The organism is Streptomyces sp. NPDC044063 (genome assembly GCF_056434285.1).
In genome coordinates, this window is record NZ_JBWKFM010000029.1 from 49,596 (window position 1) to 70,743 (window position 21,148).

At 73.5% G+C, this 21,148-nt stretch carries 19 protein-coding genes; 8 read left to right on the top strand and 11 right to left on the bottom strand.

Annotated features, from left to right (window positions below; translation table 11 throughout):
- Window positions 1-11 precede the first annotated feature (11 nt).
- The gene (locus AC07BS_RS28390; protein ID WP_478934905.1) at window positions 12-1,940 is read right to left on the bottom strand and encodes a GTP-binding protein; all 1,929 of its coding nucleotides are present in this window, start codon (window positions 1,938-1,940) and stop codon (window positions 12-14) included.
- Window positions 1,941-2,440: 500 nt separating this feature from the next.
- Between AC07BS_RS28390 and AC07BS_RS28395 the strand changes: the two genes are divergently transcribed.
- The 3 genes from AC07BS_RS28395 to AC07BS_RS28405 are packed head-to-tail and all read left to right on the top strand — an operon-like array spanning window position 2,441 to window position 6,031.
- A complete protein-coding gene (locus AC07BS_RS28395) occupies window positions 2,441-3,865 on the top strand; it encodes a family 2B encapsulin nanocompartment shell protein (protein WP_478650460.1) in 1,425 nt (474 codons plus the stop codon).
- Window positions 3,866-3,904: 39 nt separating this feature from the next.
- On the top strand, window positions 3,905-5,131 hold the full coding sequence (locus AC07BS_RS28400) for a family 2 encapsulin nanocompartment cargo protein terpene cyclase (protein WP_478934906.1): 1,227 nt from the start codon (window positions 3,905-3,907) through the stop codon (window positions 5,129-5,131).
- 48 nt (window positions 5,132-5,179) lie between these two features.
- Window positions 5,180-6,031: a geranyl diphosphate 2-C-methyltransferase gene (locus AC07BS_RS28405; RefSeq protein ID WP_478934907.1), complete on the top strand. Its 852-nt coding sequence runs from the start codon at window positions 5,180-5,182 to the stop codon at window positions 6,029-6,031.
- Window positions 6,032-6,053: 22 nt separating this feature from the next.
- On the opposite strand, the gene AC07BS_RS28410 is transcribed toward AC07BS_RS28405, so the two are convergent.
- Together AC07BS_RS28410 and AC07BS_RS28415 are read right to left on the bottom strand one after the other, a co-directional pair.
- On the bottom strand, window positions 6,054-6,470 hold the full coding sequence (locus AC07BS_RS28410) for a MarR family winged helix-turn-helix transcriptional regulator (protein WP_478650454.1): 417 nt from the start codon (window positions 6,468-6,470) through the stop codon (window positions 6,054-6,056).
- Window positions 6,471-6,517: 47 nt separating this feature from the next.
- A complete protein-coding gene (locus tag AC07BS_RS28415; RefSeq protein WP_478934908.1) occupies window positions 6,518-7,360 on the bottom strand; it encodes an SDR family oxidoreductase in 843 nt (280 codons plus the stop codon).
- Window positions 7,361-7,469: 109 nt separating this feature from the next.
- Between AC07BS_RS28415 and AC07BS_RS28420 the strand changes: the two genes are divergently transcribed.
- Window positions 7,470-8,042: a MarR family winged helix-turn-helix transcriptional regulator gene (locus AC07BS_RS28420; RefSeq protein ID WP_478934909.1), complete on the top strand. Its 573-nt coding sequence runs from the start codon at window positions 7,470-7,472 to the stop codon at window positions 8,040-8,042.
- Window positions 8,043-8,173: 131 nt separating this feature from the next.
- Entirely contained in the window at window positions 8,174-8,689 is a 516-nt protein-coding gene (locus AC07BS_RS28425; RefSeq protein WP_478934910.1) for an FxLYD domain-containing protein, read from the top strand.
- Here the strand turns inward: AC07BS_RS28425 and AC07BS_RS28430 are convergent.
- The 7 genes from AC07BS_RS28430 to AC07BS_RS28460 form a co-directional block, all read right to left on the bottom strand.
- Window positions 8,683-10,050 carry a cytochrome P450 gene (locus AC07BS_RS28430; RefSeq protein WP_478934911.1) on the bottom strand — a complete coding sequence of 456 codons (1,368 nt, stop codon included), beginning with the start codon at window positions 10,048-10,050 and terminating at the stop codon, window positions 8,683-8,685. The genes AC07BS_RS28425 and AC07BS_RS28430 overlap by 7 nt on opposite strands.
- 31 nt (window positions 10,051-10,081) lie before the next feature.
- The gene (locus tag AC07BS_RS28435; RefSeq protein WP_478934912.1) at window positions 10,082-11,104 is read right to left on the bottom strand and encodes a terpene synthase family protein; all 1,023 of its coding nucleotides are present in this window, start codon (window positions 11,102-11,104) and stop codon (window positions 10,082-10,084) included.
- Window positions 11,101-12,483, bottom strand: coding sequence for an NAD(P)/FAD-dependent oxidoreductase (locus tag AC07BS_RS28440; RefSeq protein WP_478934913.1), 1,383 nt, complete (start codon window positions 12,481-12,483; stop codon window positions 11,101-11,103). Before AC07BS_RS28440 ends, AC07BS_RS28435 begins: the two co-directional genes overlap by 4 nt.
- Window positions 12,484-12,745: 262 nt before the next feature.
- Window positions 12,746-13,699, bottom strand: a complete 954-nt coding sequence (locus AC07BS_RS28445; RefSeq protein ID WP_478934914.1) for a M56 family metallopeptidase — start codon at window positions 13,697-13,699, stop codon at window positions 12,746-12,748.
- Between the two features lie 5 nt (window positions 13,700-13,704).
- Window positions 13,705-14,124: a BlaI/MecI/CopY family transcriptional regulator gene (locus tag AC07BS_RS28450; protein ID WP_478650438.1), complete on the bottom strand. Its 420-nt coding sequence runs from the start codon at window positions 14,122-14,124 to the stop codon at window positions 13,705-13,707.
- A 93-nt stretch (window positions 14,125-14,217) separates the two neighbouring features.
- Window positions 14,218-14,790: a TerD family protein gene (locus AC07BS_RS28455; RefSeq protein ID WP_478650436.1), complete on the bottom strand. Its 573-nt coding sequence runs from the start codon at window positions 14,788-14,790 to the stop codon at window positions 14,218-14,220.
- Between the two features lie 153 nt (window positions 14,791-14,943).
- Window positions 14,944-15,123 (bottom strand): hypothetical protein, encoded by a 180-nt coding sequence (locus AC07BS_RS28460; RefSeq protein ID WP_478650434.1) that lies wholly within the window; start codon window positions 15,121-15,123, stop codon window positions 14,944-14,946.
- A 363-nt stretch (window positions 15,124-15,486) separates the two neighbouring features.
- Between AC07BS_RS28460 and AC07BS_RS28465 the strand changes: the two genes are divergently transcribed.
- The 3 genes from AC07BS_RS28465 to AC07BS_RS28475 are packed head-to-tail and all read left to right on the top strand — an operon-like array spanning window position 15,487 to window position 19,612.
- On the top strand, window positions 15,487-16,638 hold the full coding sequence (locus AC07BS_RS28465) for a polyprenyl synthetase family protein (RefSeq protein WP_478934915.1): 1,152 nt from the start codon (window positions 15,487-15,489) through the stop codon (window positions 16,636-16,638).
- 41 nt (window positions 16,639-16,679) lie between these two features.
- A complete protein-coding gene (locus tag AC07BS_RS28470; RefSeq protein ID WP_478934916.1) occupies window positions 16,680-18,542 on the top strand; it encodes a hypothetical protein in 1,863 nt (620 codons plus the stop codon).
- A 20-nt stretch (window positions 18,543-18,562) separates the two neighbouring features.
- Entirely contained in the window at window positions 18,563-19,612 is a 1,050-nt protein-coding gene (locus AC07BS_RS28475; protein WP_478934923.1) for an aromatic ring-hydroxylating oxygenase subunit alpha, read from the top strand.
- Here the strand turns inward: AC07BS_RS28475 and AC07BS_RS28480 are convergent.
- Complete coding sequence (locus AC07BS_RS28480; protein ID WP_478650426.1) at window positions 19,576-21,102, bottom strand: FAD-dependent monooxygenase; 1,527 nt, start codon at window positions 21,100-21,102, stop codon at window positions 19,576-19,578. The two genes, AC07BS_RS28475 and AC07BS_RS28480, sit on opposite strands and share 37 nt — an antisense overlap.
- Between the last annotated feature and the right edge of the window lie 46 nt (window positions 21,103-21,148).

Below are 21,148 nucleotides of genomic sequence, written 5' to 3' on the forward strand. Positions count from 1 at the left end.
AGCTCTGTCCCTCAGGCGGGTCCGGGGACCGGCCGGTCGCCGGAGGGCCGGGACCACCACACCCCCTCGCCGTGGGAGAGATCCGGCAGCCGCCGTTCGATCGCGCGCACCCGGCGGGCGGGCACGACGCCCTTCAGCAGCCAGGACGTCGTGCCGCCCGCCGTCTCCCGGACGTCCGCCTCCAGCGCGGCGAGCGAACCGGTGACGGCGGCGAGCGCGTCGAGGGGGACGTCCGCCTCGAAGGCGTGGCACGGCTCGTACGCCTGGAGGCCGGCCCGCTCCAGGGCCCGGGCCAGCACCACCGGTGTGAGCCCGCGGAAGTCGCCGGCCGTGCTGACCGGGCCGGCGAAGCCCGACCGGGTCAGCGTGACGACGCAGTCCGTCACCGCCCAGCCGTGCGGCCCGTCGCGCAGCGCGGCACGCACGCCCTCCTCGACGGCGGTGTGGAAGGCGTGCGGGAGCGCGCCCAGCTCCGTCTCGTACCGGAAGGAGACCCCGCCGCCGTACGGCGCGGGCTCCACCCGCAGCCCGACGGTGGCCCAGAAGCCGCTCGGGCTCGGCGCGCGGTGCCCCATCTCCTCGTACGCCTCGCCGACGCCGGTGACGCGCTCGACGCACACGGTCCGGGTGTCCTCGAAGACCACCGCGACGCCGTACTCGCGCGTCAGGGTCGCCGCGAGGACCTCCTGCTGGACCTCGCCGTACAGCAGGACCGAGACGCCGCCGCCGGGTTCGGCGCGCGTGCGGATGAGGGGGTCCTGCTCGGCCAGCTCCCGCAGCGCCGTGTGGAGCAGGGCGGCCGGCTCCGGACCCGGGTCCGCCGGGCGGACGACCGTCCGCACGGTGGGGGAGGGGAAGCGGGCCCGGTCCGGGCCGTCGTGCTCCCCGAGCCGGTCCCCGACCCGGACCCGGGCCAGGCCCCGGATCCTGCCGATGTTCCCCGCGGTGAGCCGGACGCGACCGGCGTCCCCGCCGGCCTGCCCGACGACCTCCAGCGAGGTGACGCGGGCGGTGTACGTGTCGTGCTCGCCGTCCGGCCCGTACTGGTGGAGGGTCACGCTCTGCCGCTCGGTCAGCTCCCCGGAGAACAGGCGCACATAGGCCGTCTTCTCCCGGAGCGGCCCCCGCTCGACGGCGAAGACCGTGCCGTGCGGGGCGGGGCCGCCGCGCCCGGGGGCGGGCGGGAGCAGCTCCGCCATGCCGCGTACGAGGGCGCCGACGCCCTCCCCGCTCAGGGCCGAGCCGAAGTACACGGGGTGCGCCCGGCCGCCGGCGGTGTGCCGGGCGAGCGCGTCCCGCAGCTCCCCGGCGGAGGGCGCGGGGCCGTCGACGACGCGCGCGAGCAGCGCGTCGTCCACCTCGGCCAGCGCCTCGCCGACGCGCGCGCGGAACCCCGGGTCGTCGAACGACTCCGGCACCGCGCGGGCGGCCCGGCCGCCCAGCCCCTCCACCGCCGTCATGGGGACGATGTGCGGGGCCAGCTTCCGCCGGATGTCGTCGAGCAGGCCGGTGCGGCGCGCGCCGGCCCGGTCGATCTTGTTGACGAAGAGCAGGACCGGCAGGCCCATGGCGCGCAGCGTCCGCATCAGGACCCGGGTGTGGGCCTGCACGCCCTCGACGGCGGAGAGCACGAGCACCGCGCCGTCGAGCACGCCGAGGGCACGCTCGACCTCGGCGACGAAGTCGGTGTGTCCGGGGGTGTCGATGAGATTGATCTGCGTGGTGCCGACGGTGAACGACGCGACGGCGGAGCGGATCGTGATGCCCCGCTCCCGCTCGATGGCGCCGCTGTCCGTCCGGGTGCTGCCGGCGTCGACGCTGCCGAGCCGGTCGATCGCGCCGGAGTCGAAGAGCAGACGCTCGGTCAGGCTGGTCTTACCGGCGTCGACGTGTGCGAGAACGCCGATGTTCCGGGTGTGCTCGATGTGCTCGAAGTGCATGATGGCTGAAGTCCTCGAAGATCGCCGTGTGGTCGGGGCGCTGGGGCGTTTCGAGGAATCGGCGCATCGCGTTGCTCCTTCGGTGATCGACGGGACCTCCCCATGCTGGACGGCGCCGCGAAGCCCGGCAACCGGATTTCCGGCGCCCCCGGCCGAGCGGACGCGGAGCGAAGAGTTCTCGTCATCTTGGGCGGCGCCCGGCCGCCCTCCAGCAGGCCCCGCGACCCCCGCGCGAGAAAGGCCGCGCGACGCCGGACGCCCCCAACCCGGCCGATTGCAGCGCCCCTTCCTCCCGAGAAATGTTGCCTGAGAGGCAAAAGAGATCGCCGTGACGCGCGTGGCGTGAATGCATACGGTGTGACAGGCCCATGTCGACCGCTGTCGCCGGTGGCTGGTTCACTCCCGGCGGAGCGCCGTCACCGCAGGTCATCAGGGCCGCCACGAGCGTTCCGTACACCGTTACGGGCTCCTCGGCGGCGCCTGAGGGGAAAGGACCTGGGATGTCGACCGCGGGGATGCCGGAGCAGCCGGAACAGCGGGCCACGGGAGCCCACGCACAGCTCAGCCTGGGCATCGCCGCGGCACGGAACCTGGCGACCACCACCAAGACCGTCCCCCAGATGCAGGGCAAGAGCTCGCGCTGGCTGCTGCGCGTCCTGCCCTGGGTACAGGTCAGCGGCGGCACGTACCGCGTCAACCGGCGCCTGGTGTACGAGGTCGGCGACGGCCGCGTGACCTTCGTGCAGGAGGGCGCCCGGGTCCGGGTCGTCCCCGCCGAGCTGGGGGAACTGTCGCTGCTGCGCGGCTTCGCCGACGCGGACGTGCTGCGCGCCCTGGCCGACCGGTTCGAGCAGCGCGAGTTCGGGGCCGGCCAGGTCATCGCCGAGGCCGGTCGGCCAGCCGACCACGTCTACCTGATCGCCCACGGCAAGGTGGAGCGCACCGGCACCGGCCCGTACGGTGGCCCGACCCGGCGCGGCATGCTGGCCGACGGCGGGTTCTTCGGCGGCCGCGTCCTGGGCGCGGAGCCCGGCACCTGGGAGTCCACGGCCCGCGCGGCGACCGCCTGCACCGTCCTCGCCCTGCCCCGCCGGGCCTACGAGGAGGTGGCCGCCCGCAGCGAGCGGCTCCGCGCCCACGTCGCGCGGCGCGAGGCCGACGGCGGGCTCCCGCGCAACAAGCGCGGCGAGGCCGACATCGCCCTCACCGCCGGACACATGGGCGAGCCGGTCATCCCGGGCACCTTCGTCGACTACGAACTCGAGCCGCGCGAGTACGAACTGAGCGTGGCCCAGACCGTCCTGCGCGTCCACAGCCGGGTCGCCGACCTCTACAACGACCCGATGAACCAGGTCGAGCAGCAGCTCCGCCTGACCGTCGAGGCCCTGCGCGAGCGCCAGGAGCACGAGATGGTCAACAACCCCGAGTTCGGCCTCCTCCACAACGTCGACTACAGCCAGCGCCTCCAGACCCACTCCGGCCCGCCCACCCCGGACGACATGGACGAGCTGCTGAGCATGCGGCGCGGCACGAAGTACTTCCTCGCCCACCCGCGCGCCATCGCCGCCTTCGGCCGCGAGTGCAACAAGCGCGGCCTCGCCTTCGACACCGCCGACGTCAACGGCCACCGCATCCCGGCCTGGCGGGGCGTGCCCATCCTGCCCTGCGGCAAGATCCCGGTCTCGGACGAGGGCACCTCCTCCATCCTCGCGATGCGCACCGGCGAGTCCGACGAGGGCGTGGTCGGCCTGCGCCAGACCGGCATCCCCGACGAGTACGAGCCGGGCCTCAACGTGCGGTTCATGGGCATCAACGACCAGGCCGTCATCTCCTACCTGGTCAGCACCTACTACTCCGCCGCCGTCCTGGTGCCCGACGCGCTCGGTGTGCTCGAGCACGCCGAGGTCTCCGGCGCCTTTTCCTGACCGTCCTCGTCGCACGGAGAGAAGTACGGAGAAACAGCGGTGTCGTTGCTGTCCCGCATGACCGCGCCGCCGGCCACCCACGCCGCCGCGCGGCTGGTCGCCGCCCTGCTGACCCGGCAGAGCGGCGCCGCCCCCCGCGTCCTCGACGCCCGCGCCGCGGGGGAGGGGCCCGCCCGGGCCGCCGCCCGTACGGTGCCGGCCCGCACCGTGCCGACCGGCCCGACCGGCCTCGGCACCGCGGGCCTGCGCGTCCCCGCACCACGGCCGGGCGCGGGAACGCGTACGGACACGGGCGCGGCCGCGTCCCGGAACCCCGTGCCCGAGCTGTACTGCCCGCCACCGCTCCGTGACGACGTGGCGCTCGGCGACGAGGTCAACGACCGGCTGATGAGCTGGGCCGAGGAGACCGGCATCTACCGGGAGCGGCCCGACCGCATCCGCGCCACGAACCTCGGCCGCATGATGATGCTCGCCCACCCGCAGACCGACGACCCGGAACGGCTGCTGGCCGCGGCCCGCTGCGCCCTCGCGGAATGGGCCACGGACGACTACTACTGCGACGACGAGACCATGGGCTCCTCGCCGGAACGCCTCGGCGCCCAGCTCGGTAACGCCCTCGCCGCCGTCGACCCGGCACACCTGCCCCACCCCTACGCCGCCGCCCTCGACGCCGCCGTCCGCGCGGACCCCGTACGCAACGCGCTGCGCTCCGGCTTCGGGCACCTGGAGCGGTACGCCGACCCGACCCAGATGGCCCGGCTGCGCCAGGAGATCGCCGGGCTGTTCGTCGGCTACGAGCAGGAGGGCTCCTGGCGGAGCACCGGCACCATGCCCGCCGTCCACGAGTACCTGGCGCACCGCCGCTTCAACAGCTTCCTGCCGTGCATCGCGCTCGTCGACGTCGTGGACGGGCACCCGCTGTCCGCCGCCGAGTACTTCGACCCCCGGGTGCGCCGCGCCGTCACCATGGCCGGTATCGCGAGCACGCTCGTCAACGACCTGTACTCCATGGCCAAGGAGGACGGCTCCGCCGGCCTCCACTTCAACCTCCCCGCGGCCATCGCGGCCGAGGAGGGGTGCTCCCCGCCGGAGGCGATCGAGCGCAGCGCCGGTATCCACGACGAGCTCGTCCGCGCCTTCGAACGGGAGGCCGCCGCCCTCGTCCTCACCGGCTCCCCGGCCCTGGGCCGCTTCCTCGCCGGGGTCTGGGCCTGGCTCGGCGGCAACCGCGCCTGGCACGCGGGCAGCGCCCGCTACGCCGCGTAGGACGGCCGGCACCCTTTTTTCGCACCATCCGTAAGGAGCAAACCCCCGATGACCACCACCCCCGAGGTCGTCCTGCGCACCGCGTACCAGCAGGCGGTCGCCGACTACTGGAACAACGAGAAGGACCCGGTCAACCTGCGGCTGGGCGAGGTCGACGACCTCTACCACCACCACTACGGGCTCGGCGACTACGACCCGTCCGTGCTGGAGGGCCCGGAGGAGACCCGCGAGGCCCGCATCGTCGAGGAGCTCCACCGCCTGGAGTCGGCCCAGGCCGAGGTCCTCCTCGACCACCTCGGCCCCATCGCCCCCGGTCACCGGCTGCTCGACGCGGGCTGCGGCCGCGGCGGCACCAGCGTCATGGCCAACGCCCGCTTCGGCTGCCGGGTCGACGGCGTCTCCATCTCGCGGACGCAGGTCGACTTCGCCAACGCGGAGGCCCGCAGGCGCGGTGTGGACGACAAGGTCGGCTACCACTTCCGCAACATGCTGGACACCGGCTTCCCGACCGGCGCCTTCCAGGGCATCTGGAACAACGAGTCCACCATGTACGTGGACCTGGGCGAGCTCTTCGCCGAGCACGCGCGGCAGCTCGCGCGCGGCGGCCGCTACGTCGTCATCACCGGCTGCTCCAACGATGTGACCGGCGGCCGTTCCAAGGCGGTCAGCGCCATCGACGAGCACTACACGTGCAACATCCACCCGCGCAGCGCGTACTTCAAGGCCATGGCGGCCAACGGGCTCGTGCCGATGCACGTCGTCGACCTCACGCCCGCGGCGATCCCCTACTGGGAGCTGCGGGCCAAGTCGTCGCTGGCCACGGGGGTGGAGGACCCGTTCCTGACGGCGTACCGCGAGGGCAGCTTCCACTACCTCCTGATCGCCGCCGACCGGATCTGACGTCCGGTCCCCGCGCCGGGCGTCACGCGGCCTCCGCGTTGCGCGTCAGGCGCTCCAGGACACCGACGGCGACGCGGTACTCGTCGTCGGTGATGCCGGCCGCGGCCCGGGCGCGGAAGGCGCCGACGTGTCCGGCGACGGCGGCCAGGCGAGTACGGTCCGGGTCGGTCAGGGCGAGGTGGTCCGGGGCCGGGCGGATCATCCAGCCGTCGGCGAGGAGCCGCTCCACGGTGGCCGTCAGGGCGGTGGCCTCGGCGTTGGCGGCCAGGACGGTCAGGACCTCGGCGTCCGCGACGCGCGGGGCCCCGCCGACGACGTTGAGGACCTGCCAGGCGAGGCGGGTGAGGCCGTGGGGGGCGAGCGCCCGGTCCATGGAGGCGGTCAGCGCCTGGTCGGCGCGGTTGAGCCAGTAGCCGATGGGTCGTGCGGGGCCGGTCATGCCGGTCTCCTTCGTGCGGGTGTCGGTGGTGGTGTCATGTCGGCGGCTCAGCTGCCGGTGAAGGCGGACGCGTTCTCGCGCACCCACTGCCGGAAGGTGCGGGCGGGGCGGCCGAGAAGCGTCTCGGTGGTGTCGGCGACGGGCTCGGGACCGCTGGTGGACGCCTCCCAGAGGTTCAGGAGGGAGCTGATCATCGGCTCGGGCATGAACGCGGACATCTGCTCCTCGGCCCGGGCCCGCGTGATGTGCTCGACGGTGATCTCACGGCCGGTGACGTCGGCGACGACGGCGAGCTGATCGCGGAACGTGAGCGACTCGGGGCCGGTCAGGGTGATGGCGCGGCCGGTGAGGGCGTCGCCCGTCAGGGCCTCGACGGCGATGTCGGCGAGGTCCTCGGAGTGGATGACCGCGCTGTGCGCGTCCGGGTAGGCGAGGGACACCGGCTCGGAGCGAGTGATCGCGGGGACCCAGCCGAGGGCGTTGCTGGCGAACGCGCCCGGGCGCAGGAACGTGTGCGGGAGGCCGGAGCCGGCGAGGGCGCGCTCGACCTGGACGTTGTGGTGCGCGAGGGGGTCGGCGTCCGCGTCGGGGTGGAGGACCGCGGACGAGGAGAGCAGGACGACGTGCTCGACGCCCGCGGCCTCGGCGGCCTCGGCGAACGCGTGGATGCCGCCCGGCTGGGGGTAGAGGAAGACGCCGCGGACGCCGTGGAGGGCGGCCGCGAAGGTCTCGGGCCGGTCGAGGGCCAGCTCGGCGGTTTCGGTGCCGGCGGGGACGGTCAGGTCCGCGGGGCGGGCGCTGCCGGCGCGGACGGGGAGGCCGGCGGAGCGCAGCCGGGCGACGACCGCCTGGCCGACCTTGCCGCGGGCGCCGGTGATGAGTGTGGTCATGAGTGAACTCCGTTCTGTGCTGTCGAGCAATTAGATGTTTGCATGCACGTATTTGCGTGTCAACAAGCATGTGCCTTGTGGTGGGCACCTGAATGGGTAGGGTGGGGACATGGCGAAGCACGACGAACCGAGGTCGGCCGACGACCTGCTGAACGCGGTGGGTCCGGCGTTCGGGAAGCTGCGGCGGTCCTCGCTCCTCGAGGTCGAGAACCCGATCTCCCAGAAGGACCTCAGCCGCACCCTGGTGCTCAACATCCTCCTGGAGGCCGAACAGGCCGAACAGGCCGAACAGGCCGAACAGACCGACCAGGACACCGAGGCCTCCCGGGCGGAAGGGGAGCCCGGCCGGGACGACACCCCCGAGGTGACCGTGGGCGCCGTCGCCGCCCACCTCGGCACGGACCCCTCGGTGGCCAGCCGTATGGTCTCCGACTGCATCGCGGCCGGCTATCTGATCCGTGCCGCCTCGCAGCGGGACGGCCGCCGCACGGTCCTCCACCTCAGCCCCGAGGGCAGGGAGCTGATGACCCGCTTCCGCCGTCACCAGCGCGCGGCCTACGAGCAGATCACCGCGGACTGGGACGAACACGAGCGCCTCGAGCTCGCCCGCCTCATGCTGAAGTACGTCGACTGCCAGAACGCCCTGCTGCCGCGCGGTCAGGGCCGGGGCGCCGCGCGCTGAACGGCGGCGCACCGTTCGGGTGAACCCCGCCCGCGCACCCACGCCCCGGCGTGCGGGGGAGCCGTCCGGGCCCTTCACTGGGAGTCGGCGACGGTCGACGACCTCGGTGGAGACGACATGACGGAGACGACATGACAGTGCGCGGGAGCCGATCGGCCCGGTGGACGCGGAGCGCGGTGGGCGTGCTGCTGGCCGCGACGGCGGCGACCTCCCTGGCCGGATGTTCGGACGAGTCGGGGAAGCCGTCCGGCACCGCCAGCAAGGTCGGCGCGGCGGCCTCCTCGGCCGCCGCCTCCCTCGCCTCCCAGGGGGCCGAGGCGCTCGCCTCCGCCACCGCGGAGGCGAGGCGGAAGATCGGTGAGGTGAAGAACGGGGTCGACGCCAAGGACGAGGTCACGCTGGGCACGCCCACGACGGCCGGCGACGGCCGGGCATCGGTCAAGGTGACCGCCCGCAACACCGCCGACGCGGCCAAGTCCTTCACCGTCCTGGTCGAGTTCAAGGACGACAGCGGCAACCTGCTGGACGCCTCCGTGACCAACGTCGCCGACGTCGCCCCGGGCAAGACCGCCGAGGCCACCGTCACCAGCAACCGCAAGCTGTCCGCCCCCGTCCGCGCCGACGTCGGCACCGCGCTGCGCTACTGACGCCGCCTCACGTCCCCCGCTGTCCCCCGCTGCTCCAGGCGCAGCGGGAACCGGCGCGGGCGGTAGAAGGCGGCCAGCGGCACCGGGCGGGGATCGGTGCCGGGGACGCGCCGGACCGTCCAGCGCGCGGCGATCGTCGCCAGCACCATCACGCACTCGGCGATGCCGAAGTCGTCGCCGATGCACTTGCGCGCCCCGGCACCGAAGCCGACGAAGGCCCCGCGGGGCAGGGCGGCCGCCCGGTCACCCGCCCACCGGTCCGGATCGAACTCCAGCGGCCGGTCGTACTCGCGGGAGCGGCGGTGCACCGCGGCCGGGGCGATGACGAGCGTGGTGTCCGGGGCCAGCCGCCGCCCGGCCAGTACGGTCTCCGCCGAGGTCACCCGGGTGAACAGCCAGCCGGGCGGGTACAACCGGACCGTCTCGTTGATCACGCGCGCGGTGTGCGGCAGGCGGGGGATGTCGCCCCAGCGGGCCGTCCGCCCACCGGCGAGCACGGCGTCGACCTCCTCGTGCAGCGCCCGTTCCCGTTCCGGATGCCCGGACAGCAGGTACAGGGCCCAGGTGAGGGTGGCGGCGACCGTCTCCGTCCCGGCGGCGAGCACGGTCACGACCTGGTCGTGGACCTCCCCGTCGGCGAGGCCCGTCTCCTCGCCGTCCTCCCGGGCGGCGAGCAGGACCGACAGCAGGTCGCCCCGGTCCGTCCCGTCGCGCCGGTAGTCCGCGACGATGCCCTCGACCGTCCCGCGCAGGTGCCGCAGCGCACGCCGGTGCCGCACGTTCGCGGGGAGCGGCAGCCGCCGTACGGCCGGCGGCATGAACATCTGCCGGAAGAACCCGCTGAACGCCGTCTCGAACGACGCCCGTATCCCCTCCACGCGTTCCTCGTCCACGTGCGCGGCGAACAGCGTCCGGGTCACCGTGCGCAGGGCCAGCGCGTACAGCACGGGGTACACGTCGACGACCTCCTCCCGCCCCCACGAGCCGGTCAGGGCCGTCGTCTCCTGCTCCATCACGGCCGCGTACCGCTCCAGCCGGTGGGAGTGGAAGGCCGGCTGGAGCAGCCGGCGCTGCCGGCGGTGGTCGCGGTGCGGGCAGGTGGCCACGCCGTTGCCGGCCATGGCCCGCGCCCGGTCGTAGTACGAGCCGCCCTTGTCGTAGGTGCGGTCGTCGGTCAGCACCTGCCGCAGTACCTCGGGATGGCAGGGCACGTACGCCGGGGTCGCGCCGAGCCGGATCTCCACGAGGTCGCCGTAGGCGGGGAGGGCCGCGAGGAACTCGGTGGGACGGCGCAGCAGCGGCCACATGTGGCCGAGGCCCGGCAGTGCCCCGGGGGCCGTACCGGTGGTGAAGGCGGACATGTTCGCTCCTCCTCGGGGGCGGTCCTTCGTGTCAGGGGACGTCCGGCCGGTAGCGCGCGGAGTGCGCGGACCAGTCCACGTTGGCCCGCATCCAGGCCTTCATGCCGTCGGTGAAGGAGGCCAGGGCCGCGCGGTCCCGCTCGGTGACGCCCGGCCAGCGCTCGCACATGCGCCGCAGCGCCCGCTCGTGGGCCAGGAAGCCGCGGATGTCGGCGGCGACCCTGCCGTAGACGCGGCGCACGGCCTCCCGCAGGCTCAGGCCGAACTCGCGCCGCAGGACGAGGACGCCGTTGGCGGTGTCGTCCAGGCGCAGCTCCTTCTCCAGGGAGATCACGTCGTTCACCCACACGACGACGTCGGTGGCCTTGGTGAACATCGCCCGCAGCTGGTCGGTCTCATGGAGCAGCGGGGGCACCTCCCGGCCGGTGGCGAACTCCAGCAGGTCCAGGCAGGCGGTGACGGACCCCGAGGCGCGCCGCAGTTGTACGTACTCCTCCAGGCCGGGCACCCGGCGCTGCCGCCGGTAGAGGGCCTCGTGGCGGAACGCGGCCAGGAAGTGCATCGTGTGGGTGACGAACCGCATCCGCCACCACCGGCTCTGCGCCGGGGCGATGCGCCGCCAGACCCCGGCCAGCTGCCGGGCCAGCGGCGGCCCGTCGGCCGGCGGCCGGTCCGCGGGGCCGGGGTCGGGGGCCAGCGCCGCGAGCATGCTGGACGTGACGGCCGCGTTCCGCCGCGGATCACGGGCGTCGGCGCTGTCGTAGTAGTCGTCGACGAGGAAGAGCCAGGCGAACCAGCCGGCCAGCGCGGCCTCCCGGTCCGGCCGCAGACCGGGATAGGCGCGGACGACGAGTTCCCCGGCCCGGGTGGCCGACAGCCGCTCGCGGGCCGCCGGGCCGTCGAGGAGGCGGTAGGTGTCGGCCCAGGTGACGACCGCGTCGTCGAGCCCGCGGACCCGTACGGGGGCGGGGGCGTGCGCGGGGAGCTCGTAGAGGACGTGGCCGGGCGGGGGGTACGCGTCCCACGCCCCCGGCCCGCCGGAGCGGACCGTCATACGGAGCGCCCCTCCCCGCCGTCCCGTACGGGAGTGCGCGCGGGGGTACGGACGGACGCGCCGGCGGGAGCCTCGGCAGGGGCGCGGACGGGGCGCAGTGCCGGCAGCAGGAGGGCGGCCGGGGACTCCGTCAGGTGCTGGACGTTCAGGAACGTCCGGTACAGGTCCGGATCGCCCGGTATTCGGTCCAGCAGACGGCCCAGCAGCCGGCGGGCGAGCGCCGCCCTGAGCGGGGTGGGGCCGGTCCGCCAGCCCAGGTCCAGGCTGGACGCCATGAGCCAGGGGAGGGCCAGTGTCCGGGCGGCCTGCCGCTGGAACCGGCGGCAGGCGGCGGCGGTGAGCCCGGCGCCGGCCGGCGCGTCGTCGACGGCCCGGGCGAGGAGGAGCGCCTGCATCGCGGCGACGGTCATGCCGTGGCCGTAGAGCGGGTTGAGCGAGCACAGCGCGTCGCCCAGGACGACCAGGCCGCCGGGCCGGCGCCGCTGCCGGTCGTAGCGGTGCCACGCGCCGCCGAGTCCGGCGTACCGGTAGGCGGGGCCGAGCGGTTCGGCCGTCGCGACGACCTTCCGGACGTGCGGGTCGTCCAGACCGGCCGCGTAGGCGGCGAACCCGGCAGGATCGGTGGGCGCCACCCGCCCGTTCGCCCCCAGCAGGCAGACCAGCCAGCGGTCGTCCTCGATCGCGAGGACGGTCCCGCCCCGGTCCTGGTCGGGCGCCAGCGTGGCCTGCAGGGACGCCTGCCACGGCGGCGCGGAGGCCGCCTCGCGGCGGTAGAGGCGGGAGACGTACGACAGCCCGCCGTCGACCCGCTGGACGCGGGGGGTGGCGAGGCCCGACGCGGTGAGCCAGACGGGCAGGCGGGAGTGGCGTCCGGTCGCGACGACGACGAGGTCGGCGCGGAGCGTTCCGTGGCCGGTGACGCGCACGCCGGTGACCCGCTCGCGCCGGGCGTCGAGGGACAGCCCCGCCGCCTCGGCCCGGTCCAGCAGCGTCACCGAGGGGAGCCGCAGCACGCGGTGGCGGACGCAGCGCTCCAGGAGGGGGCGGCTGAAGGTCTGCAGGACGAGCCCGGTCGGCACCCGGGGCGACCAGCCCGTCGGGTACAGCATCGGGAACCGCCCGAAATCGGAGACCGGGGCGCCCTTCCGTTCCAGCTCGGACCGCAGGCCGGGGAAGAGGCGTTCGAGGATGCGCGCCCCGCGTTCCAGCAGCGCGTGCGGGTGGCGGCTCTGCGGTGTGCCTCTGCGGTGACCGGGGTCCGGGACGACGGCGTCCCGTTCGACGACGATCACGTCGTCGTACCGCTCGGCCAGGACGCGGGCGGCCACGAGGCCCGCGTATCCGCCACCGACTATCACCGCGCGTCCGCCCACGCCCATGAGCCGCCTCTCGCCGCGTCCTGCCGCGTGTTCAAGGGAACCGGTTGCGCGTTCAAGGGAACTGGCCGGGCACAGGGACGGACAACCCCCACTCCGGGGCGCGCCGGTGGACGCGGGGCGCGCGGCCGTGAGCCGGTGCGCCGTCACCCCGCGCCGTGCATCCGGCGACCGGGGACGGGCATGGTCCTCGGCGGGGTGTTCGGTGTTTCACTTCATGGGCGGTTCGGACAGGCCGGTGCCCCGGCCCCGTCGGACGAGGGGGTCAGACGAGGGGAGTGGCCGCGTGGAGGACGAGCAGCAGGGCGACGGTGGCGTTGGCGGAGGACAGGGCGGAGACGGCGGCTCCGGTGGCGGCGATCCACGCCGCCAGGCCGGCGGCCGTGCGGGCCGGGGGCCAGCCGCGCGTGCTCGGGGCGGGGGCGAGGAGCGCGGCGACCCTGCGGGGGACCGGGCCGGGTGTGGCGAAGGCGGGGTACGCCCGTGCGCCGGCGGGGACGGCGGCGGAGCCCGCCGCGGCGGAGAGCAGCCCCGCCCTGCCGACGGCCCGGGCCATCAGGCGGCGGTCGCCGATCGCGCCGGCGGCCTCCTCGTCGGCCCACCGTTCGGCGCTGTAGGACACCGCCGTGTCCAGGGGGCGCAGGAAGGGGTTGGCGCGGGCGGCGAGCCGTACGGCCAGCAGGTGGCGGTGGTGACGGGCCGCCAGGTGCACGCGCTCGTGGGCGAAGAGGGCCCGGCGCTCGCGCGGGGCCAGCCCCGCCAGCATGCCGGTGGAGACCACGACGCGACCGGGCGAGCCGGGGAGCGCGTGGGCGTAGGGCGTGGCGTCGGGCAGGACGACCACCCGCCGCCGGGGCAGCCCGGCCAGCGCCCGGTGGGCCCGCCGGCGCCGGCGCAGATGCCGCCACAGGGTGGTCGCGCACGCCACGGCGACGGCGGCCAGGGCGGCGATGGAGGCCTTTCCCGCGATCTCGTCGCAGGGCACGGCGGCCCGCACCTCCGGGTCGGACCATTCGTCGGGCAGCGGGTTGCCGGGCAGCTGGGCCGTGCCGACGACCATGAGCAGGGCGAGGCACAGCGTGCTGCACAGCGCCAGGACGACACCCACGGCGGTCAGCAGCCGGGTGGCGGTGCGCGGGTGGAGGTGCTGCTCGGCGAGGCGCGCGATCGGTAAGGCGGTGAGGGGGAGGACGAGCGGCAGGAAGACGAAGATGCCCACGGAGGTCAGCCCTGCGGCTCCCCGGCCGCGTCCGTCGCCTCGTTCAGCAGGGCCCGCAGCAGCTGCTCGTCGTCCGGCTTGAGGGAGGTGACGAAGCTGGCCAGGACGGCCGCGCGGTCGTCGTCCGCGTCCAGCACACGGTGCATGCGACGGGCGGCCAGCCCGGCCTGGCTGGAGGTGGCCCGCCATTCGAAGGAGCGGCCGGCGCGCTCACGGGTGACGGCGTCCTTGTCGAGCAGACGGGAGAGGATGGTGACCACGGTGGTGTAGGCGAGGGAGTCGTCGAGGCGTTCGTGCACCCAGGCCGCCGTGACCGGCCCCGGTGCCCCGCGCAGCACGGACAGCACCTGCGCCTCGAGCTCTCCCTGGCCCCGTCGGCGGGCGCGCGGCACCGCGAGCGGGCCGGTCCTGTCCTGGTCCCTCATGCCGTCTCCCTCCACGTCCTCGGACGTCGGCCGTCCGCGGGCGCGGACGGCGACTCATCCTACTGTCGGGTGCGGCTCCGGCCGGGGGCGGCTCTAGACGTTGACGCCGTAGTCCTTGGCGATGCCGGCGAGGCCGGAGGCGTAGCCCTGGCCGATGGCGCGGAACTTCCACTCGCCCTCGCGGCGGTAGAGCTGGCCGAACACCATGGCCGTCTGGTCGTGCGCGTCCTCGGTGAGCTCGAAGCGGCACATCTCCACGCCCGTGGCCTGGTGGACCACGCGGATGTACGCGTCGCGGACGCGGCCGAAGGTGATGGCGGACCCGGTCTCGTCGTGGATCGAGACGACGAAGACCACGGACTCGGACCGCTCCGGGAGGAGGGAGAAGTCGACCGCGATCTGCTCATCGTCGCCGTCGCCCTCACCGGTCTGGTTGTCGCCGGTGTGGCGGACCGAGTTCTCGGGCGTGGCGCGGTTGTTGAAGAAGACGAAGTGGTCGTCCGACAGGACCCTGCCGTCGCCGCCCAGCACGAGCGCGCTGGCGTCCAGGTCCACGTCACCGGGGCCGGTGTTCACCTTCCAGCCCAGGCCGACGACGACGCTGGCTATGCCGGGGTCGGACTTGGTCAGGGAGAAGTTGCCGCCCTTGGACAGGCTCACGGCCATCGGTTGTGCCTCTTTCGTCGGGGTGTCGTTCCCTGGAAAATCTACAGCACTGTCGAAACATTCGGCGCACGGAGCCGCTTGCGGGAAACGGTTCTTGATGTCACATCAGACGGGACGGCGTGCCCTCCACCGGCCCGACGGCCGGTGGAGGCCTCAGTGCCACGAACGCGACGGGTACCGTCGCTCCGCCGCCAGCCACTGCACCGTGAGCCTCTGGTACTCCAGGCTCTCCTCGCGGGTCAGCGACCGGCCCTTGCGCGCGCTGAGGAACGTACGGATCTTCGCGTTGATCGCCTCGGGTCGTGCCTGGTCGCAGGTCGGTATAACGGACATGTGCCACAGGCTAAGGCCCCGCGTCGATGATCGCCGCGCGTTCGTGATCAAGTTCGGCAAACGCTCACCGAATGGTCATGAAGAGGGGGACGCACCGGGACACGGGACGGCTCGTGAGGGCCGCCCGGCACCAGGGGACGGCATTGGACTGCTCGGCGCGAACCGGCGCGTGCCCGCCTCGCGATCCGCCCCTCCGCGAGTCCAGCGCACCACCCCGACACGGCTGTACACATATGCGCTCCTTGTCCACTGTGGACTCGGGTCCGCACGCCGCTGTGCAATCAAAAGTGCAGGTGACGACTGGTCCGACGAGAACGATCGCGGTGCCTCGCACCGCGTGTGAACCCGTGTGGGGGCGTGGTCATGACGCGAGGGACAACACGGTCACCCGAAACGACCGCGGCGGAGACGCCGAATACCGCACCACCGGCCACGGACACCCCGATCGACCTCCTCGCGGCACGAGGGGCGATCGACACCGTCCTGGCCGGATTCCTGGAGGAGCGGGCCCGCATCGCCGTCGCGTGCGGCTGGCCGGCCGAGATAGCGGACGTCCTCCACGACTTCACCTTCGCCGGGGGGAAACGCCTGCGGCCGCTGATGTGCGTGGTCGGCTGGCACGCGGCCGCCGTCCCGGTCCCCGGACCCGCGACCACACCCCTGCCCGTCCTGCGGGCGGCGGCGTCGCTGGAGATGTTCCACACCTTCGCCCTCATCCACGACGACATCATGGACGGCAGCGACACCCGCCGGGGAACGGCCACGGTGCACCGCACCCTGGCGGCCCGTCACGCCCCCGGCCGCGCTCCCGGCGAGTCCGGCAGGCTCGGGGTCAGCCTGGCCGTCCTCATCGGCGACCTGGCCCTCGCCTGGTCCGACGAGATGCTGCACGCCGCGGGCCTCACCCACGCCCAGCTGCGCGCGGTGATCCGGCACACCGACGCCATGCGGGCCGAGGCCATGTACGGGCAGTACCTGGACGTCATGTCGGCCGGACGCCCCGCGGGCGGAGTGGCCACCGCGCTGCGCATAGCCCGCTACAAGACGGCGTCCTACACCGTGGTCCGCCCGCTCTGCATCGGCGCCGCCCTGGCCGGCGCCCCCGAGACCGTCCACCGGGCGCTGTCCGAGTACGCCCTCCCGCTGGGCGAGGCCTTCCAGCTGCGCGACGACTTCCTCGGCGTCTTCGGCGACCCGGAGGTGACGGGAAAACCCGTGCTCGAGGACGTCCGCGAGGGCAAGCACACCGTCCTGATGGCCCTGGCCACCGAACGCGCGAGCCCCGCCCAGCGCACGGCCCTCCACGCGGCGTTCGGCGCCCCCTCCCTGGGCGAGGCCGACATCCGCCGGGTCCGGTCGGTCATCGAGGACACGGGAGCCCGGGGCACCGTGGAACGCATGATCGACGACCGCCGCGAACAGGCGCTGCGGGCCCTCGAACTCGTGCCTTTGCCCGCTTCCGCGGTCAAGACCCTGCGACGCCTGGCCGCCGCCGCCACGGCGCGGTCCGTCTGAACGCCATGCCACTCGTCCGGGTCGGGAAAGGGGATGCTCCGGTGGGCTGCGAGGAACTGACAGAAGTGTGGGACGCCGAGGCGTGCGGGCTCGTCCCCCGCGGCCATGAGGTTTCAGGGCCGCTGGCTGCCCTGTACATGGGGATGGACCGCGGCACCGCGGCCGAGGGGACGTACGTGCTCACCGGCACTTCATACCTTCCCTACACATCGAGGGAAGTGGCCCGGAACAGCGAGGGCGAGGCCATGTGCCGCCGCGCGCTCGACGTGGTGTTCGGCGACGAGATGGGCATCCACGTCTCGGCCAGCCCGCTGGCGGAGACCGCCCTGGCCACGGCCCTCTCGGTTCGGTCCCACCTGTGGCCGGAGAGCGGCACGCCGGTGGCCCGGAGGCTGGCGGCGCTCGCCGTATCGGCCCAGCGGAAGGGGGACGAGATCCACCGTGTTGTGCGGGAGTACTGCGGACGTCGTGCCGCGTCGGCCGAGCTCGCCGTTCCGATGGCGCTGCGGGACTTCTATTCCAGCATGTACGCCTGGCAGTTCATCCGTTGTACCGATCCCCGCGTCCATGATCTTTGCGGCTCCGTGCTGTGCCTGACGATCGCTGTCGACTATGTCGGTGCGCCCGACGGTCCCGGAGTGCCCGGACGTGAACCGTACGTACAGGCCTGCGGGGAAGGTCTGGGCCTTCTGGCGGGTTCCGCGGCCGTTCGGACGCTGAAGGACATGGTGATCTCATGCGCGTTCATGAGGGCCAAGGACGCGAAGATCGTGGAATCCGGGAAGCTCACCGAGCCCGGCGGCTTCCTGGCGGCACGAGGTGGTCCTGTCACCCCTATGGAATTTCTGCGAGCGCGCTGGTGGGACGCTTCTATGGCTCCCTATCACCGTCTACAGCTCGCCACGAAGCCATACCGGCATCTGGCCGACGATCTGGGCACGTTCAAGGCCGCCGGGGTGTGCGGACGGATCAAACGCGCGGTGGACAGCATCATCCGGTACGACGAGACAGTCGACGCTGTCCTCGACTACATCACCAGGGAGTGCTTCAACGAGGTGCACGTTGCCCTGGCCCTCGGCGGAAGTGCGGGTGTGCACGGCTATGCCGATGCCGTCGCCGCGGTCATCGACGAGGTCATCGCCTGCGACTGCGGACAGGACGGTCATGCGGAGGCGGCCGAACTCGCCATGGGGGCGTGCCTGTGGTACCTGCTGGTTCCGCGCTACAAGGTCAGGCGGCAACTGATCGCGTTCGCCCGTGCCGGCGACGCCACGCGCCGCGCCTACGCGTGGCGGAAGCCGGGGGAGAGGCTCCGGACGGTGGCGACGACGCGGCTTCCCCGAGGAGCCGTCCTGCATCTCCCCACGTGGCAGCCGCAGTGGGAACGGACCTCGTCCCCGTACGCCGGCGGCCCGGCGGATTGGATCGCCGAGCTCGCACACCGGACGGCCCGCAGGAGCCTCCTCGACGACGCGACGTCGGACGCTGTCGCCGCCTGCGGAGTCGCGGCGGCACGTGTACTGGCGCACTGCGACGAGCTCGGCGATGCCCAGGACCTGCGTGCGCTGTCGGAGATGTGGTGCCGGGTCTTCGACGTCGCTTCGGCCGGCGCCCGTTCCGGCGGCGAAGGCCCCGAGAGGTGCGCCCGCGCACTGCGTGGCCTGATGGCACGCATATGGGAGTACGCCGTGGTCGTGGTGGGGGACGAGGACGGGGCCGCGGAGTCCGTAGAACGGCTCTTCATCGAGACGGACATGGCCGTCAGGAATACCTATCTCCTGGCCCCGCGCGACGGCCTGGCCCTGCGCCGGGCGTTCTTCGGGGTGGCCAGCAGCGCTGTGGAGCTCAGCGGACTGAATCCATTCGCGCGCCTTGCCGACGGCGTCGCCGCGGTATGCGAGTGATCGAGCGGGAGGCCAGGACGATGCACGGACGGGACACGCGCTATGTATCGCCTGGTCAGGCGGATCAGCCGTGCTTGGGCGACACGCCGGGACCACCCGCTCTCTCCTACCCCAACGGCTGGTTCTGTGTAGGGGGATCGGATGAATGGAAGCCGGGGACGGTGCGCACCCGCCCTTTCATGGGCGGGGACATCGTGGTGTACCGCACCCGAGGCGGAACGCTGAACGCCGTGCATCCTTACTGTCCGCATCTGGGAGCCCATCTGGGCGCGGGCGGCAGGATCGACGGAGAAGACCTTGTGTGTCCGTTCCACCATTTCCGGTTCGCCGTGGACGGGACCTGTGTCCGCACTCCGTACGGAAACCCGCCCAGGGCCACTCTGAGCAGGATTCCGGTGTGCGAGGCGGCGGGTTTCGTCTGGGCGTGGCACCACCATGAGGGGGAACCACCGGGCTGGGATCTGTCCGGCCTGTATGCCACGACTTCTCGCGCGCCTTCGTACCGGACCGCGGACATCGCCGGCCATCCGCAGAATGTCGCGGAGAATGCCACGGACTTCGGTCACATCACCACGATCCATGGTGCCGCCCGGGCCCGCGTGGTCGAACCTGCTCAGGTCGACGGCCCGTTGTATCGAGTGGTCTACCAATTCGGTCAGCGGTTTCCCTACTTCACGATCTTCCAGGAGGTCAGGGTGCTGCTTCCTGGCCTCGCCGGAATGAACATCCTCTCCGAGATCCCCGGGATCGCTTGCCGGGTCGTCACCTCGGTATGGGCGACCCCCATCGGGCCGGGCCGCATGAGGCTGTTCGCGGTCGTCGGTACCGAGGCCCTGAGCCGGTCCGGCAACCCCGTGCGGAGGCATGCCCTCGGCCTGTGGACCCGGGCCCTCGGCAAGGTGTTGTTCTGGCAGCTCCTGCGTGAAGTCCGTAAGGACATCCACATCTGGCACCACCAGAGCTACCAGCCGCACCCCCGCCTCAACAACGAGGAGGCTTCCATCGGCGCCTTCCGTAAGTGGGCCCGCCAGTTCTACCCGGCGGATCCGCCCCGCTCGCCGGACCGCTGACCGGTGGATCCGCCCGCCCAGCGGGCCAGCGCCCCCGCTCGTTCCGTCCGTGCCGCGCGGGCGTCGGCGGCCCAGGCGATGTGGCCGTCGGGGCGTACGAGCACCTCGTCCACCCCGTCCAGCCCGGGGTGGGCGTCGTGGCGCGCGACGGCCACCTCGCGGACCCGGTGCGGCGGGGGAACCGTCCCGTCGCCGTCCCCGCCGAGGCGCAGCAGGACCAGGCGGCCGTCGTGCAGGAGCTCGTACGCCCGGGTGGCCCGGCCGGCGGCGGTGGTGAGGCCGATGTCGGGCATGCGGCGGCCGGTGGCCGGGTGGGCGCCGGTGTCGCCGGCCGGCCGGTAGACGGTGTCGAGTGCGGAGATCCGGTCCGCCAGGCGGCGGTTGACCTCCTCGACGCCCAGCAGTGAGTCGAGGAGCTCGCACAGCGCGCCCGCCGCCTGCCGGTACGGCTCGGTGAGCGGCAGTTCCACCAGCAGGGTCTGCGCCCGGGTGCCGGAGGTGACGGCCCGGCCCACGGGGTGGCGTTCGGCGTGGTAGGTGTCCAGCAGGCCGGGGGGCGCCCAGCCGTGGACGGTGGCGGCGAGTTTCCAGCCGAGGTTCATCGCGTCCTGGAGGCCGGTGTTGAGGCCCTGGGCGCCGACCGGGAAGTGGACGTGCGCGGCGTCCCCGGCCAGCAGGACGCGGCCGCTCCGGTAGGTCTCGGCGAGGCGGGTGGTGTTGCCGAACCGCGACAGCCACCGGGGCCCGCCGACACCGCAGTCCGTTCCGCACACCCGCAGCAGAGAGCTCCGGAACTCCTCCAACGTGACCGGCACGCCGGAGGGGACCCGCAGCCGCCCGGGGTCCATCACCACGAACCGGGTCAGGCCCGCCTCCAGCCGCGCGACGAGGACGCCGTGCCGCCGCGCACGGTCGATCTCGCCGTGGTCGGCCACCGCGAAGTCGCCCACCACGGCGGTCATCGACTCCCCGCTGCCCGGGAACGCGATGCCGGCCTCCCGCCGCACGAGGCTGTGCCCGCCGTCGCAGCCCACCGCGTACCGGGCCCGGAGCGTGACCGGACCGCCCGGGCCCGCCACGTCGGCCTCGACGCCCCCGCCGTGCTGCCGTACGGCGAGGACCTCGCGGCCCCGGTCGACGGCCACGCCCAGTTCCCGCGCCCGCCGCGCGAGCAGTTCCTCCGTACGGGACTGGGCCAGCAGCAGCGCGTACGGGTGGCGGGTGTCGAGCGCGGTGAAGTCCAGCGGCCGCTTGAGGGTCGCCGCGAACTGCCAGCCGGGGACGGTACGGCCGGCGGCCAGGAAGCGGTCGGCCAGGCCGCGCAGGTCCATGAGCTCGATGCTGCGCGGATGCAGGTTCAGGGCCCGGGACGCGCGGTGCGGCCGGGCCCGTTTGTCGACCACCCGCGTCCGCACCCCGGCCAGCGCCAGCTCGCAGGCCAGCAGCAGCCCGGTCGGGCCCGCGCCCACGACGAGCACGTCGAACGTCACCTCCCCACCATTCGGCGCGTGCGGGCGCACCGTCAACCCCGGCCCC